The following is a 15,555-nucleotide window of genomic DNA, read 5'->3' on the forward strand; positions in this document are numbered from 1 at the left end:
TCGAGGCAAATGTCTATATTTGCGTTGAGTGCGGGCTACGCCGTCACAGTCCCTGGTGAGCAGGCACGATCCGGCCGGAGGGCGTGCGAGTATGTGCGACGTGAGCCCCGCCAGCCTGCCCCCTATTCTGCTCGTCCTCGGCGACGAGGAGCTGCTCGCCACGCGCGCGGTCGCCGAAACCGTGGCCCGGGCCCGCGCGGTGGACCCCGATGTGGACGTGCGGGAATACCAGGCCGGCTCGCTTGCGGTCGGCGAGATCGACGAGATGCTGAGCCCGTCGCTGTTCGGTGGCCGGCGGGTGCTGGTGCTCCGCTCCGGCCAGGACGCCCGCAAGGACCTGTCCGCCGCGCTGCTGGCGTACGCGAAGAATCCCGACCCGGAGGTGCAACTCGTGGTGCTGCACCTGGGCGGCGCCAAGGGCAAGGCGTTCGCCGACGGGTTGCGGGCGGCGGGCGCCACGGTGGTGCCGGCGGGCAAGCTCAAGGGGCACCGCGACCGGGTCGCGTTCGTGCGGGACGAGATCCGCCGCAGTGGCGGTAAGTGCGCCGACGACGCGGCCGAGGCGCTGATCGCGGCGGTCGGCAACGACCTGCGTGAGCTGGCCGCCGCCTGCTCGCAGCTCGTCGCCGACACCGACGGGCGGATCGACGCCGACACGGTTTCCCGCTACTACCGTGGTCGGGTCGAGGTGACCGGCTTCACGGTGGCCGACGCGACGATGGTCGGCGACGTCCCCGGCGCGCTGGAGGCGCTGCGGTGGGCGCTGCACGTCGGGGTGGACCCGGTGCCCATCGCCGACGCGCTCGCCGACGGCGTCCGGACCGTGGCGCGGGTGGCCTCGGCCGGGCGGGGCAGCGCCTACCATCTCGCCAGCAGCCTGGGCATGCCGGCGTGGAAGATCGAGCGCGCCCAACGCCAGAGCCGGGGCTGGACGCCGGAGGGCCTGGTCGAGGCGATGCGGGCAGCCGCCGAGTGCAACGCGGCGGTCAAGGGAGGCGCCGACGACCGCGCGTACGCGCTGGAACGGGCCGTCTTCTCGGTGGCCGCGGCCCGTCAGGGGGGCGCCAGGTGACCCGAGCGTGGTCGACCGTGCCGACGGACGAGGAGCGCTACCGGCCCCTCTACGCCCGGGTGCTCGGCCTGCGCTTCGTCAACCCGGGCGGGGTGCTCTGCTTCGTCTTCTTCGAGGGCGCGGTGGCGCTGGCCGTGCTGCTCGCGCTCGCCGAGCTGGTGAGCTGGTGGGCGGTGCTCGTGCTGCCCACCGCGGTGGCGGCGATGGTCAAACTCAACGACGTGGTGGCCGAGATGGTGATCCGCACCGCGGCGCAGGTGCCCGAGCAGGAGCGGGATCGCTTTCGCCGGCAGATGGAGCCGGTCGTCGGCCGGGCCCGGGTGCCGACCACGGCCCGGGCGCTTCCCGGCGGCCTGACCCTGGCCGGTGACCCACGGCCCACCCGGGCGGCCGTCTCATACCACCAGCCGGGGCGTTCCGTGCTGCCGTTCGATCGGCCCGACGAGGGTGGCCGCCGGACCGACCCCGGCATCACCTGGCCCGATTCCATCCGCTGACCGCCCCCCGCCCCCGCCCCCCGCCCCCCGCCCCCCGCCACCTGGCCGGGACCCGAGTCCGCAGGCTCCGGTAGGCAGATCCTGCGTCCTCGCCGCGACGCGCCAAGGCGTGATCATGAGGTTGGCGGTTCGATTCGCCCGTTCCGTCCCCGCCACCCTCATGATCGCCCTGGTATCCGACCCTCGGGCGGTCGCAGGGGCAGGGGAAACGCGGACAGCCGGAAGCCCCGGGGTGGTGCCCCGGGGCTTCCGGTCGGGTCTACGGTCTCGTCAGGACGAGAACGAGGCGACGCGCTTGGCGATCGCCGACTTCCGGTTGGCCGCCTGGTTGGCGTGGATGACACCCTTGCTGGCAGCCTTGTCCAGCTTCCGGGTGGCCTCCAGCATGAGGGTGGAGGCCTTCTCGGTGTCGCCAGCCTCGGCAGCCTCGTGGAACTTGCGGATGGCGGTCTTCAGCGACGACTTGACCGACTTGTTACGCAACCGGCGCTTCTCGTTCTGCCGGTTGCGCTTGATCTGGGACTTGATGTTCGCCACGCGACAGCCTCGTCTTGATAGCTCGGGTTGGTCAGCTTGCGCACGCGACGAGCATGCGTCATCGCCGCGCGAATGGCCAGGTTACCAGGTTGCCCGCGGCCGAGCCAAAACGCCTCCCGAACCCCGTCCCGCCTGCGGGTTAGGCGGGGCCCCCGCCTAACACCTCCGAGCCAAGCGGGGCGCCCGCCTCTACCGGAGGCGTTAAGCCGGGCCCCCTCCTAACAACAAGCGGGAGCAGCGGTCAGGTCCAGTTCTGTCGGGCGGTCAGCCAGGCCAGCGCCTGCTCGCCGCTCCACCGCTTGTGGGACCGCAGGTGCGGGGAGGAGCTGGACGGTCCGGCGGTGGCGCCGGTGAGGAAGTAGCCGGCGAGTGCGGCAAGGCTTACATCGAGGGCGTCGGCGGGCGCCCCGGCGGTTGCCGGGTGGCGGGCGAAGGCGGTGTCCGCGTCGAGGCCGCTGGCGTATGCGGTGAGCAGCAGGCCGGCCAGGTCGAACCAGGCCGGCCCGTGGCAGAGCCAGGTCCAGTCGCAGAGCCAGGCGCGGCCCCTGGCGTCGAGCAGGAGGTTGTCCACCCGCAGGTCGCCGTGGGCCAGCCCGGTGCCGGCCTCGGCGTACCCGGGGAGGCGGGACTCCAGCGCGACCAGTTCCGGCAGCGGCGCGCCGGCCGCCGGTTCGGGCAGCGGTTCGCGGCCGGCGGCCACCTCGCCCCACCACAGGATGTCGTCCCGGGCCAGGTCGGCGAGGCGGGGCAGACCGAGCGCGACGAGCTGCGCGGGGGGTTCGGCGAGCGCGGTGGCCACTTCGGCGTACGTGGTGAGGACCGCCTCCAGTTCGGCCGGGTCCCAGGGCAACCGGGGGGTGCGCCCGTCGATCGCGTCCAGCGCGAGGGCGTACCAGCCGGACTCGGTCAGGGCCCAGCGCGGCCGGGGCACCGGCAGGCCGGCGGGGAGCCGGGCCAGGATCGCGGCCTCGTGGGCGCACCAGTCGACCAGGTGCCGCTGCCCGTCCAGCGGGGCCGCCTTGACGAACACCCGCTCGCCGGTCGGGCCGGTCAGGACGGCGGCGAAGCCGCGGGTGAAGCCGCCGCCGGCCACCTCGACCGCCGCCGGTGGGCCGCCGAGCCGCGCCGCCAACGCCGCACGCAGTCCGCTTGGCAGGTCGGCCCAGCCGGGCCGCACGGCCGTCGCCCCGTAGGGCACGGGCGGTAGCGAGACCTGGCGCACGGCACCATGCTGCCGCACCGCCGCACCGCCGGGTGCGGGCGGGCGTCGGTGGGCTCTGCGAGACTGCCGGCCATGAGGACCGAGGACTTCTGGCAGTTGATCGACCAGGCCCGGGCCGGGGCCGGGGAAGAGGCCGACGCCGTCGCCGCCCGGGCGGTCGCGCTGCTGGCCGAGCGCTACCCCGAGGAGATCGTCGGGTACGCCGAGCACCAGCGGCGGGTGATCGCCGCCTCCTACCGGGTCGACCTGTGGGGCGCGGCGTACCTGATCAACGGGGGCGCCTCGGACGACGGCTTCGAATACTTCCGGGGCTGGCTGATGACGCAGGGCCGGGCGGTGTTCGCCCGGGCGGTGGCCGAGCCCGACTCCCTCGCCGAGCTGCCCCGGGTCCGGGCCGCCGCGCTCAGCGGCGAGGAGTTCGAGTGCGAGGACATGCTGGCGGTGCCGTGGGACGCCTACCGGAAGGCGACCGCGACCGAGCTGCCCTCGGGCCGTGAGCGGGCCCCCGAGCCCGACCTGAACGACTTCTGGGACTTCGACGACGAGGATGAGGCGCGGCGGCGCCTGCCAAAGCTGGCCGCGCTCTTCGTCGAGCCGCCCGAGGAGTGACGCCGACAGCAGTGACGCCGACAGCAGCGACGCCGACAGCAGCGACGCCGACAGCAGCGACGCCGACAGCAGCGACGCCGAGGGAGTGACGGGGGAGCCCGGGCGCGCCCCGGCCGGCGTGGGAGCATAGAGGGGGCCGGCGCCGCGTCGGCCCGCTCACGTCAGCCGACCAGAACGGACCGCTGTGCCACCGACGCTCGATCCCGGCGCGAACGCTCCCGGTGCCACCGACCCGGCGCGCATCCGGAACTTCTGCATCATCGCCCACATCGACCACGGGAAGTCGACCCTGGCCGACCGGATGTTGCAGCTCACCGGCGTGGTCGACCCCCGGCAGATGCGCGCGCAGTATCTGGACCGGATGGACATCGAACGCGAGCGCGGCATCACCATCAAGAGCCAGGCCGTCCGGATGCCGTGGACGATCCGGGAGGGTGACCGGGCCGGCGAGACCGCCGTGCTCAACATGATCGACACCCCGGGTCACGTCGACTTCACCTATGAGGTGTCCCGCTCGCTTGCGGCCTGCGAGGGCGCGATCCTGCTCGTGGACGCCGCGCAGGGCATCGAGGCACAGACGCTCGCGAATCTCTACCTGGCGCTCGAGAACGACCTGCACATCATCCCGGTGCTCAACAAGATCGACCTGCCGGCCGCCCAGCCGGAGAAGTACGCCGAGGAGTTGGCCCACCTGATCGGCGGCGACCCGGCGGACTGCATCCGGGTCTCCGGCAAGACCGGCGAGGGCGTGCCCTACCTGCTCGACGAGATCGTCCGGCAGTTCGTGCCGCCGGTCGGCGGGGCCGACGACCCGGCCCGCGCGATGATCTTCGACTCGGTGTACGACGTCTATCGCGGCGTGGTCACGTACGTGCGGGTGATCGACGGCCGGATCTCGGCCCGGGACCGGATCAAGATGATGTCCACCGGCGCGGTTCACGAGCTGCTGGAGATCGGTGTCATCTCGCCGGAGATGGTGAAGGCCGACGCGCTCGGCGTCGGCGAGGTGGGCTACCTGATCACCGGCGTGAAGGACGTGCGCCAGTCCCGGGTCGGTGACACGGTCACCATCAACGGCAACCAGGCCAAGGAGGCGCTCGGCGGCTACAAGGACCCGAAGCCGATGGTCTACTCGGGCCTCTATCCGATCGACGGCTCGGACTACCCGAACCTGCGCGAGGCGCTTGACAAGCTCAAGCTCAACGACGCGGCGCTCACCTACGAGCCGGAGACCTCCGGCGCGTTGGGCTTCGGCTTCCGCTGTGGCTTCCTCGGCCTGCTGCACCTGGAGATCATCCGGGAGCGGCTGGAGCGGGAGTTCAACCTCGACCTGATCTCCACCGCGCCGAACGTGGTCTACCGCGCCATCACGGAGGACGGCGAGGAGATCGTGGTCACCAACCCGAGCGAGTACCCGACCGGCAAGATCGCCGAGGTGTACGAGCCGACGGTGCGGGCCACGGTGCTCACCCCGAACGACTACGTCGGCGCGGTGATGGAGCTGTGCCAGGGCCGCCGGGGCAGCCTGCTGGGTATGGACTACCTCTCCGCCGACCGGGTGGAGCTGCGCTACACGCTGCCGCTGGCCGAGATCATCTTCGACTTCTTCGACCAGCTCAAGAGCCGCACCAAGGGCTACGCCTCGCTTGACTACGAGACCTCCGGCGAGCAGGCGTCCGACCTGGTGAAGGTCGACATCCTGCTGCACGGCGAGCCGGTGGACGCGTTCAGCGCCATCGTGCACAAGGACAAGGCCTACACGTATGGCACGACGATCGCGGCGAAGCTGCGCTCGTTGATCCCGCGCCAGCAGTTCGAGGTGCCGATCCAGGCGGCCATCGGTTCCCGGGTGATCGCCCGGGAGACGATCCGCGCGATCCGCAAGGACGTGCTCGCCAAGTGCTACGGCGGTGACATCAGCCGTAAGCGCAAGCTGCTGGAGAAGCAGAAGGAGGGCAAGAAGCGGATGAAGATGGTGGGCCGGGTGGAGGTCCCCCAGGAGGCTTTCATCGCCGCGCTCTCCTCCGACTCCGACGGCAAGACCGCGGGCAAGAAGTAGCCGCACGGCCGCCCCGACCGGCCGGTCCCTCCTCGTCGGAGGGGCCGGCCGGTTCGCGTACTCAGGAATTTTTCAGCTTCTGGCAGTGCTCCCACCTGCGGATTTGGGCCGTCGAGGCGGCCTGGTGCGCCCCGGCGTGGATCTGACCGGTTTCGGTTTTCGGCCGGTCGGGAACTTACCGGTCACGACAGCAATCGCACAGAACGTGCGAAACCGCTTATAGGAGGACGACCGTGGAGTTCACCGTCTGGGGCATCATCACCGCCCTCATCGTCGGTCTGATCGTCGGCGCGCTGGGCCGGCTGGTGGTGCCGGGCCGGCAGAACATGCCGATCTGGCTGCACATGGTGATCGGTGTCGGCGCCGCGCTGCTGGGCACGATCGTCGCGCGGGCCTCGGGCTTCGCCGAGACCGCCGGCATCGACTGGCGTGAGCTGATGCTGCAGGTGCTCTTCGCCGCCATCGGTGTGGCCCTGGTGGCCGGCGTCGGCCGTCGCCGCGGCGTCACCCACCACTGATCGCGCACCACACGCGCCTCGACGGGCGCCCGGCCGAGTGGCCGGGCGCCCGTCGGCGTTTCCGTATTGAAGCCGGTCCGTCCGCCGGCAATCGCGGGCAGTGACGTCCCGCGCCGGAGTTTGGACGAGAAACCCCAGCTCACTGTCGGTCTGAACAAATCGTCACCGAAGTCGGTTTGGATTTTTGGCCGGTCGGGAACTTAGCGGTCACGACAGTTACCACACGAAATCGTGTGACCGGATCCGAAGGAGGAGGGCGACCATGGAGTTCACCGTCTGGGGAATCATCACCGCGCTGGTCGTTGGTCTGATCGTCGGCGCGCTGGGCCGGCTGGTCGTGCCGGGCCGCCAGAACATGCCGATGTGGCTGCACATGCTGATCGGTGTCGGCGCCGCGCTGCTGGGCACGATCGTCGCCCGGGCCTCCGGCTTCGCCGAGACCGCCGGCATCGACTGGCGTGAGCTGATGCTGCAGGTGCTCTTCGCCGCCATCGGTGTGGCCCTGGTGACCGGCGTCGGCCGTCGCCGCGGCGTCTCGCGCTACTGACCCCCGCACCACAAGCCACGACGGGCGCCCGGCCACCGGCCGGGCGCCCGTCCGCGTACCCCCGCTTCGACCTGCCCGGACGGTGTTTCTGCCGTCCGGGCTCTCGGCTGCGATACCGTCGCCTCGGCCGGCCGCCGCGAACGCCCCCTGTTGTAAAGGAAATTTTCCTACTAAGGTGCGGCGCAGAAGGTTAGTGCCAAACGGCCCTGAGGGAGATATGGCGTGAACAGGTGGAAGCGGCTGGCCCCGGTCACCGCCATCGTGGCGTCGGCCGCGCTGGCGCTGACCGGATGCGGTGGCTCCGGCGACGACGAGGCCGCCGACAACAGCAAGCTGACGGTCTGGATGATGGGCGAGGGCGGCGACGCCCAGACCGCGTTCCTCGACTCAATCGAGACGGAGTTCAAGAAGAAGCACCCCGAGACCGACGTCGTGGTGCAGTACATTCCCTGGCTCGAGGCGCCGAAGAAGTTCCAGGCCGCGCTCGCCGGTGGAGAGGGCCCCGACGTCACCGAGCTGGGCAACACCGAGACCCAGGGCTGGGCGGCGCAGGAGGCCCTCGCCGACGTCACGGACAAGCTCGCCGGCTGGTCCGAGGGCAAGGACATCCTGCCCGACCTGGTGAAGAACGCCCAGCTCGACGGCCGGCAGTACGGCGTGCCGTGGTATGCCGGCGTGCGCGCCGTCTACTACCGCACGGACTGGTTCGCCGAGGCCGGCGTGAAGCCGCCGACGAACTGGGACGAGATGATCTCCGCCGCGAAGGCCGTCCAGGCCAAGAAGCCCGGCACCTACGGCATCGCCCTGCCCGGCAACTCCGAGCTGCCGTTCTACTCCTTCCTCTGGGGCGCCGGCGGTGAGATCGCCACCAGGGACGGCGACACCTGGAAGTCCGGCTACACCACGCCCGAGGCGCAGCGGGCGGTCAAGTTCTGGACCGACCTGGTGACCGTGCACAAGGTCGCCCCGCCGGCCGCCGCCGGCTGGAACGAGGTCGACGCCCGGACCCAGTTCGCCACCGGCAAGGCCGCCATGGCGTTCGCCGGCAGTTGGCAGGGCGGCGCGATGAAGGAGGCCAACCCCGACATCGAGAAGGTCTGGGGCACCTTCCCGATCCCCGGCCCGGACGGCAAGGCCGCCCCGGCGTTCGCCGGCGGCTCCGACATCGCCATCTGGAAGGACAGCGAGCGGCAGTCCCTGGCGTGGGACTACACGACCGTGCTGCTGGCCAAGCAGAAGGACAAGGAGTTCGCCGACAGCCTGGGCTTCTTCCCGGTCTACCAGGACCTGCTCAGCGGCGGCAGCTACGCCGACGACAAGGTCATGGCCGCGTTCGCCACCGCCATGCAGAACACCAAGCTGACCCCCCTCACCCCGAAGTGGGTAGAGGTCAGCCGGACCAAGACGGTGACCCAGGCGATGAACAGCTCGGTCATCAAGGGCCAGAAGACGGTCGAGAAGGCAACCGCCGACGCCGCCGCCGAGATGGAAGGCATCTTGAACAGCAAGTGAGCTTACTGACGAAGAGCCCCGACGGGGCCACCGCGCGGGAGACCCCCGAGCGGCGGCCCCGCCGCCGGGCGGACAAGCTCCCGTACCTGCTGCTCCTGCCCTGCCTGGCGATCATCGCCGTGCTGCTGCTCTGGCCGCTCGGCCAGGTCGTGACGATGTCCTTCTTCAAGCTGGACAACGTCCGCCAGCTCCGCGGGGACCGCGAGTGGCCGTGGGTCGGCCTGGCCAACTACGCGCAGATCCTCGGCGACCCGTTCTTCCGTACGGTGCTGCGCAACACCGTGCTCTTCGCGGTCGCCAACGTGGCGCTCACCATGGTCCTCGGCACGCTTGTCGGGCTGCTGCTCAACCGGCTGGGCCGGAAGATGGCCACGTTCGTGGCGAGCTGCGTGATGCTCGCCTGGGCCACCCCGGCGCTCACCGGCACCATCGTCTGGAAGTGGATCTTCGACGATACGAGCGGCCTGGTCACCTGGCTGTTCAACAAGCTCCCGGACGGGCTCTCCACGACGGTGTTCGGGCGCAGCGACTGGACCGGGTACGGCTGGTTCAACGACCCGCTGCTCTTCTTCGGCATCCTGACGCTCGTGGTGGTGTGGCACTCGTTCCCGTTCATCGCGGTGAGCGTGCTGGCCGGGCTCAAGAGCGTGCCGAGCGAGTTGCAGGAGGCGGCCCGCGTCGACGGCGCCGGGCCGTGGCGCGTCTTCTGGTCCGTCACCTTCCCGATCCTGCGGCCGGTCTTCGGCATCCTCGTGGTGCTCTCCACGATCTGGGACTTCAAGGTCTTCACCCAGCAGTTCGTGCTGGCCGGCGGCACCCAGGACCGGTCGACGTTCATGCTGTCGATCTACTCGTACGCGGAGGCGTTCTCGCCGCCGCCCAAGTACGGCCTCGGCTCCGCGATCGCCGTCATCCTCACCGTGATCCTGCTCGTGGTGACCTCCCTGTACGTCCGCATGGTGCTCCGGCAGGAGGACGAGTCGTGAAGAAGCTCGCGCTCAACGGGGCCGGCCTGCTGGTCGCCCTGTTCGCCGCGTTCCCCGTCTACTGGATGATCGCGACCTCGCTCAAGCCCAACCGGGAGATCTTCTCCGCCACGCCGCGCCCGGTGCCGGCCGAGCCCACCCTGGAGCACTACCGGGAGATCCTCACCGGCAACCTGATCCCCGGCGTGACGTTCGTCGACTTCTTCCTCAACAGCGTGCTCGTCGCGGTGGCCACCGTGCTGTTGAGCGGGCTGGTCGCGCTGCTCGCCGCCACCGCGGTCGCCCGGTTCCGGTTCAAACTGCGCACCAGCTTCCTGATCCTGCTGCTTGTGGTGCAGATGATCCCGCTGGAGGCGCTCGTCATCCCGCTGTTCCTGATGATCCAGCGGCTCGGCCTCTACAACACGCTGCCCAGCCTGATCCTCACGTACCTCGGATTCTCGCTGCCGTTCGCGGTCTGGATGCTTCGCGGCTTCGTCGCGGCGGTGCCGAAGGAACTGGAGGAGGCGGCGGCGATCGACGGGGCCAGCCGGGCGCAGACCTTCCGCAAGGTGCTCTTCCCGCTCGTCGCGCCCGGCCTGGTGGCCACGAGCATCTTCTCCTTCATCACCGCCTGGAACGAGCTGATCTTCGCGTTGACCTTCATCAACGACCAGCAGAAGTACACGCTGCCGGTGGCGATGACGTTCTTCTTCGGCCGGGACGACACCGCCTGGGGCTCGGTGATGGCCGCGTCCACCCTGTTCACCCTGCCGGTCATCGTCTTCTTCCTGCTGGTCCAGCGCCGGATGGTCTCCGGGCTGGTCGCCGGCGCGGTGAAGGGCTGAGTGCACCTAGGGTGGTCGCCATGACGGGCAGGGTGGTGGCGGTGAACCTCGGCGAGATCACCGAGGCGGCGTGGGCCGGTGACGCGAGCGGTCGCAGTGGCATCGACAAGCGGCCGGCCGGCGGCCGGGTGGAGATCCGGCCCGGCGGGGTGACAGGTGACTTCATCGGCGAGCGGGCCCACCACGGCGGCCCCGACCAGGCGGTTTACACGTACGCCGAGGAGGACGCCGGCTGGTGGGCCGGTGAGCTGGGCCGGCCGCTGCGGCCCGGTGTCTTCGGCGAGAACCTGACCACCTCGGCGGTGGACGTGACAGGCGCGGTGATCGGCGAGTGTTGGGCGATCGGCTCCACCCTGCTCCAGGTGACCAAGCCGCGCACCCCGTGCCGCACCTTCGCCGGCTTCTGGGGCGTACCCGATCTGATCAGGCGGTTCACCGCGTACGGCGCGCCGGGGGCCTACCTGCGGGTGCTGCGCCCCGGCGACGTCGGCGCCGGCGACCCGGTCGAGGTGGTCGACCGGCCGGACCACGGGGTGACCATCGGCGAGGTGTTCCGGGCCGTCACGCTGGAGCCGGAGCTGCTGCCCCGGCTGCTCGACGCGCCGGAGCTGCCCGAGTCGCTGGGGGAGAGGGCCCGCCGCCGTCTCGGCTGACGGGCCACCGAATCCTGAGCGGTGCGCGCGCTCCTGTCAGGCCCACTTCGCGGGCCGGGTGTAGCTTCTGCCGGTTACCGGATCAGCCACGATGCTGGGTAGCTGGGCGTTGCGTAAGGCCCGCTCATTGATGAAGAACTGGCCGAGGCCGCCCACCCGGGTGAGATGGTTGGACGCCCGGGTGTTACCGGGCGGCATGGCGAGGTAGATCAGTTGGGTGGGGTTGACCTGCTTGACGATGGCGAGGGCGGGGGCGAGATCGGTGTCGGCGCTGATCAGCAGCGTGGTGTCGGCGAGCCGGAGAGCAGCATCGGCGACCATCCTGGCACCGAGGGCGACGTCGGTACCCTTCTCCTCGTAACTCTTGTAGGGCCGGTTAGGCGGCGACTGTGGCCACGTTCACCTCTCTCCGAGTTCCGTGTGGTGTATGGTGGTGCCATACGACGCCGAGAGATACGGCAGGAACGGCTCCCTTCGGGGGGCCGTTTTTTTTGCGCACGGAGCCCAGCAACGGCTCCGGAGGCCCAACGGCTTGAGGGGGCACTCGGCGACGGCAGCGGGGCCCTTAAACTGAGAAGAATTTCGGGCCAGGGGCCGGGGTCAGGGCGCGGCGAAGACCTCGGCCAGCACCTGCGTCGCCGGGTCGCCCTTCACCCGCGTCCAGGTGCCCTGCTCGGCCGTCCACTCCAGATTGGCGAAGCGGACCCGCTTCACGCCCCGGTCGTCGGCGTGCGAGACCAGCCAGTGCGCGTACCGCCAGCCGTTGCGGTCGTCGCTGGCCGGCACCGTGAGCCCGGTCAGGTCCGTTCCGGCGGTCAGCCGGGGCAGCCCCCAGTCGAGCGTCAGGCCCTCCAGCACGGCGCTGGCCGCGGCCGGCCCACGCATCGTCGGCGTCGACCCGACCGTGCAGGCCACCGCGCCGGTCGCCTGGCCGAGCAGCGCGCGGGTGAGGACCTCCGACTCGTCCGCCCACTTCTGGTACGCCTCGGGGTAGGCCGAGCGCTGCACCCGCTGGGCGGCCTCGGTGACCCGCATCCGTTCCCAGCCCTTGACCTTCTTCAGCGCGCCGTAGAACTTCTTCGCCGCGTAGCGCGGGTCCTGGATCTCCTCCGGCGTGCCCCAGCCCTGGCTCGGGCGCTGCTGGAACAGGCCGAGCGAGTCCCGGTCGCCGTGGGCGATGTTGCGCAGGTGCGACTCCTGGTAGGCGGTGGCGAGCGCCACCACCACCGCCCGCTCGGGCATCCGGCGCTGCACGCCGATGGCGGCGATGGTGGCCGCGTTGGCCATCTGGTCCGCGCCGAGCACCACCTCGCCGTCGGCCCGCACGGTGCAGGTCCGACTGGCCGTCGGCAGGCGCAGGTGGTGGCCGAACTGCTTGCTCACGAACCAGACCGCGAGCAGGGCCAGCACGCACACCACCACACCAGATGCCACGATCGATGCTCGCGTCCGCACCCACACCCCTTTCACACCCCGCCCAGCGTACGTCGCGATCGCCGCCGGCCCGGGCGTGGCTGTTAAGCGGGGGCCCCGCCTATACCGGAGACGTTAAGCGGGGGCCCCTCCTTACACCACCCAGGCGGCGGGGCGCTTCTCGCGGAGCGCTTGCACGCCCTCGCGGCCCTCGGGGGAGAGGAAGTAACCGGTGGAGAGCGCCGACAACTCGGCGATCTCGGTACGCAGGTCGGCCGCGGAAGGGCGGCGCAGCAGCTCCTTGGCCCCGGCCAGCGCCGACGGCGCGCCCCGGACCAGCGACGCGCGGTAGCGCTCGACGGCGGCGTCCAACCCGTCCGCCGGCACCGCGGCGGTGACCAGACCGATTTCGGCGGCCCGCCGGCCGTCGAACGTGTCGCCGGTCAGGTAGAGCTCGGCGGCGGCCCGGGGGCTCAGCCGGGGCAGCACGGTCGCCGAGATGACCGCCGGGATCACCCCGATCCGCACCTCGGTGAACGCGAACGTGGCCTCCTCGGCGCAGACCGCCATGTCGGCGGCGGCGATCAGGCCCAGCCCGCCGGCCCGCGCCGCCCCGGCCACCTTCGCCAGCACCGGCTTCGGGCACTCCCGGACGGCGACAAGCACGTCGCCGAGCATCCCGGCCGGCACCGTCCCGCTGGCGTACGCCGCGGCGGTCTCCTTCAGGTCGGCGCCGGAGCAGAAGACCGGACCGGTGTGGTCGAGCACGACCGCCCGGACCGCGTCGTCGGCGACCGCCGCGGCCAGCCCGGACAGCAGCTCGGTCATCAGCGGGGTGGAGAGCGCGTTGCGGTTGTGCGGGCTGTCCAGGGTGAGGGTGGTCACCCCACGGGCCGTGGCGACCCGCACGAGAGCGTCCGGAGAGGTCATGCCGGGCACACTAGTGGCCATGCCCGGCGTCCTTCCAGAAGGTGAACCCGTCCCGCGTGACGGGTCGCTGCCCGCCGCCGCCCGCCGCGCCGTCGGCGCCCGCGGCTTCGGGGTGTACGTGCACGTCCCGTTCTGCGCCAGCCGGTGCGGTTACTGCGACTTCAACACGTACACCGCCGCCGAGCTGGGCGGTGGGGCGAGTCGGGAGACGTACGCCGACAGCGTGCTGGCCGAGCTGGCGCTCGCCGCCCGGGTGCTCGGTGACACCCCGCCGCCACGGGTGGACACCGTCTTCGTCGGCGGCGGCACCCCCACCCTGCTGCCCGCCGACGACCTGGCCCGGATCCTCGACGGCATCGACCGCACCTGGGGGCTGGCCGGCGACGCCGAGGTGACCACCGAGGCAAACCCCGAGTCGGTCACCCCGGAGTCGCTGAAGGCGCTGCGGGCGGCCGGCTACACCCGGATCTCGCTCGGCATGCAGTCCGCCGCGCCGGGCGTGCTGGCGGTGCTCGACCGGCGGCACAGCGCGGGCCGGGCCACCGCCGCCGCGTCGGAGGCGCGGGACGCCGGGTTCGACCACGTGAACCTGGACCTGATCTACGGCACCCCGGGGGAGACGGCGGACGACTTCGCCGCCTCGCTGGCGCGGGTGGTCGAGGCCGGGGTGGACCACGTCAGCGCGTACGCGCTGATCGTGGAGGACGGCACCCGGCTGGCCGCGCGGATGCGTCGGGGCGAGTTGCCGTACCCCTCCGACGACGTGGCGGCGGACCGTTACCTGGCCGCCGAGGAGGCGCTGCGCGCGGCCGGTTTCTCCTGGTACGAGGTGTCCAACTGGGCCCGCTCGGCGGCCGGGGCGTGCCGGCACAACCTGCTCTACTGGACCGGTGCCGACTGGTGGGGCCTGGGCCCGGGGTCGCACAGCCACGTCGGCGGGGTGCGCTGGTGGAACGTCAAGCACCCGAGCGCGTACGCGGCGCGGCTTGCCGGCGGCGCGTCGCCGGCGCTGGCCCGGGAGCGGCTCACCGCCGACGAGCAGCACATGGAGGACGTGATGCTGCGGCTGCGGCTCGCCTCCGGGCTGCCGCTCGACGTGCTTGACGAGACCGGCCGGGCGGGCGCGGAGCGGGCCCGGGCGGGCGGGTTGCTCGACGCCGGGGCGTACGCCGAGGGCCGGGCCGTGCTCACCCTGCGCGGCCGGCTGCTTGCCGACGCGGTCGTCCGCGACCTGCTGCCCTGACCGGATCCGGCCGGTCCCGCCGCGCGGGACCGGCCGGAGCGGGTCACTTGATCAGACTGGCCGACATCGGATAGCGGTAGAGCTGGCCCTCGTTGGCCTTCACCCCGGCCAGGATGCCGAAGATGATCCCGACGATCATGGCGCCGAAGCCGATCACCAGGCCGATCAGGATGCAGGTGAGGATCCAGCCGACGAGCGCGATGACCGACCAGATGAGCTGGAAGTTGAGCGCGGCGACCGCGTGCGCCCGGACGGTCGGGGACTGGTTGCCCCGCGCCAGCAGGGCCACGAGCGGCGCGACCCAGCCCAGGACGCCGCCGCCGATCAGCATCCCGGCCGCCCCACCGAAGTGCGCCACCAGGGCCCAGGTCTTGTCGTCGTTGTTGGCGTAGCCGACCGGCGGGCCGTACGCGCCACCGCCGGGATAGCCGGCGCCGGGCGCGCCGTAACCCGGCGCACCGCCACCCGGCGGGGGATAGCCACCCGGCGGCGGGTAGCCACCCGGCGGCGGGTAGCCACCCGGCGGGGGATATCCGCCGGCCGGAGGTTGGCCGCCCGGGGGCGGATAGTCACCGGGCGGGGGATAGCCGCCCCCGCCCGGTGCCCCGGACAGTGGTGCGGTGGGGGGCTCGTGGGCCGGCGACGAGCCGTAGGGCGCCGACGGCGCGGTCGGGTCGGGCTGGGGGCCGGGGTCCCCCGCTCCGGGCGGGCGAGGAGGTTCAGTCATGCACGTCACGGTAGGTCCCACGGGCAAGCGGCACCAGGGCTGTTCGGACCCGCCCCGGCCGACTGTGCGGCGGGCCGCACCCGGGGTCCGTCGGGCGATCATCGCGTCGGCGGGACTGCCGACGTAGACTGGCACTCGCTACAGTCGAGTGCCAGCCGCCCGGCGGATGCCGCGGGTCGCCCGGCCGAGGTGCGTCAGGAGGT

General features: G+C 71.6%; 17 protein-coding genes. 11 read left to right on the forward strand and 6 right to left on the reverse strand.

Features of this window, described 5'->3' with window-relative positions:
• Positions 1-91 precede the first annotated feature (91 nt).
• Both holA and SM450_RS20540 read left to right on the forward strand, forming a co-directional pair.
• Positions 92-1,072, forward strand: coding sequence for a DNA polymerase III subunit delta (gene holA, locus SM450_RS20535; RefSeq protein WP_474621366.1), 981 nt, complete (start codon positions 92-94; stop codon positions 1,070-1,072).
• Entirely contained in the window at positions 1,069-1,569 is a 501-nt protein-coding gene (locus SM450_RS20540; protein WP_474621367.1) for a hypothetical protein, read from the forward strand. Before holA ends, SM450_RS20540 begins: the two co-directional genes overlap by 4 nt.
• A 270-nt stretch (positions 1,570-1,839) precedes the next feature.
• Here SM450_RS20540 and rpsT read toward each other — a convergent pair whose 3' ends face one another.
• Together rpsT and SM450_RS20550 are read right to left on the reverse strand one after the other, a co-directional pair.
• Positions 1,840-2,106, reverse strand: coding sequence for a 30S ribosomal protein S20 (gene rpsT / locus SM450_RS20545; protein ID WP_474621368.1), 267 nt, complete (start codon positions 2,104-2,106; stop codon positions 1,840-1,842).
• 241 nt (positions 2,107-2,347) lie between these two features.
• Complete coding sequence (locus tag SM450_RS20550) at positions 2,348-3,328, reverse strand: phosphotransferase family protein (RefSeq protein ID WP_474621369.1); 981 nt, start codon at positions 3,326-3,328, stop codon at positions 2,348-2,350.
• Positions 3,329-3,400: 72 nt separating this feature from the next.
• On the opposite strand from SM450_RS20550, the gene SM450_RS20555 reads away from it, so the two are divergent.
• From SM450_RS20555 to SM450_RS20590, 8 genes are all read left to right on the forward strand, one after another.
• Positions 3,401-3,937, forward strand: a complete 537-nt coding sequence (locus tag SM450_RS20555; RefSeq protein WP_474621370.1) for a DUF4240 domain-containing protein — start codon at positions 3,401-3,403, stop codon at positions 3,935-3,937.
• Positions 3,938-4,121: 184 nt separating this feature from the next.
• On the forward strand, positions 4,122-5,996 hold the full coding sequence (lepA, locus tag SM450_RS20560; protein WP_474621371.1) for a translation elongation factor 4: 1,875 nt from the start codon (positions 4,122-4,124) through the stop codon (positions 5,994-5,996).
• 233 nt (positions 5,997-6,229) lie between these two features.
• Positions 6,230-6,514 carry a GlsB/YeaQ/YmgE family stress response membrane protein gene (locus SM450_RS20565; RefSeq protein ID WP_474621372.1) on the forward strand — a complete coding sequence of 95 codons (285 nt, stop codon included), beginning with the start codon at positions 6,230-6,232 and terminating at the stop codon, positions 6,512-6,514.
• 262 nt (positions 6,515-6,776) lie between these two features.
• Positions 6,777-7,061, forward strand: a complete 285-nt coding sequence (locus tag SM450_RS20570) for a GlsB/YeaQ/YmgE family stress response membrane protein (protein WP_474621373.1) — start codon at positions 6,777-6,779, stop codon at positions 7,059-7,061.
• A gap of 222 nt (positions 7,062-7,283) precedes the next feature.
• Positions 7,284-8,573, forward strand: coding sequence for a sugar ABC transporter substrate-binding protein (locus tag SM450_RS20575; protein WP_474621374.1), 1,290 nt, complete (start codon positions 7,284-7,286; stop codon positions 8,571-8,573).
• Entirely contained in the window at positions 8,570-9,559 is a 990-nt protein-coding gene (locus SM450_RS20580; protein ID WP_474621375.1) for a carbohydrate ABC transporter permease, read from the forward strand. Before SM450_RS20575 ends, SM450_RS20580 begins: the two co-directional genes overlap by 4 nt.
• Positions 9,556-10,386, forward strand: a complete 831-nt coding sequence (locus SM450_RS20585; RefSeq protein WP_474621376.1) for a carbohydrate ABC transporter permease — start codon at positions 9,556-9,558, stop codon at positions 10,384-10,386. The genes SM450_RS20580 and SM450_RS20585 overlap by 4 nt, the downstream gene beginning before the upstream one ends.
• Positions 10,387-10,406: 20 nt before the next feature.
• Positions 10,407-11,039 carry an MOSC domain-containing protein gene (locus SM450_RS20590; protein WP_474621377.1) on the forward strand — a complete coding sequence of 211 codons (633 nt, stop codon included), beginning with the start codon at positions 10,407-10,409 and terminating at the stop codon, positions 11,037-11,039.
• Positions 11,040-11,075: 36 nt separating this feature from the next.
• On the opposite strand, the gene SM450_RS20595 is transcribed toward SM450_RS20590, so the two are convergent.
• The 3 genes from SM450_RS20595 to SM450_RS20605 all read right to left on the reverse strand — a co-directional run bounded on the left by SM450_RS20595 (position 11,076) and on the right by SM450_RS20605 (position 13,382).
• On the reverse strand, positions 11,076-11,360 hold the full coding sequence (locus SM450_RS20595; protein WP_474621378.1) for a hypothetical protein: 285 nt from the start codon (positions 11,358-11,360) through the stop codon (positions 11,076-11,078).
• 279 nt (positions 11,361-11,639) lie between these two features.
• Positions 11,640-12,500: a hypothetical protein gene (locus SM450_RS20600; protein WP_474621555.1), complete on the reverse strand. Its 861-nt coding sequence runs from the start codon at positions 12,498-12,500 to the stop codon at positions 11,640-11,642.
• Between the two features lie 105 nt (positions 12,501-12,605).
• On the reverse strand, positions 12,606-13,382 hold the full coding sequence (locus tag SM450_RS20605) for an enoyl-CoA hydratase-related protein (RefSeq protein WP_474621379.1): 777 nt from the start codon (positions 13,380-13,382) through the stop codon (positions 12,606-12,608).
• Positions 13,383-13,401: 19 nt separating this feature from the next.
• On the opposite strand from SM450_RS20605, the gene hemW reads away from it, so the two are divergent.
• Positions 13,402-14,625: a radical SAM family heme chaperone HemW gene (hemW, locus tag SM450_RS20610; RefSeq protein ID WP_474621380.1), complete on the forward strand. Its 1,224-nt coding sequence runs from the start codon at positions 13,402-13,404 to the stop codon at positions 14,623-14,625.
• Between the two features lie 43 nt (positions 14,626-14,668).
• Here the strand turns inward: hemW and SM450_RS20615 are convergent, their stop codons facing one another.
• The gene (locus SM450_RS20615; protein WP_474621381.1) at positions 14,669-15,352 is read right to left on the reverse strand and encodes a DUF4870 domain-containing protein; all 684 of its coding nucleotides are present in this window, start codon (positions 15,350-15,352) and stop codon (positions 14,669-14,671) included.
• Between the last annotated feature and the right edge of the window lie 203 nt (positions 15,353-15,555).

The organism is Micromonospora marincola, assembly GCF_056150385.1.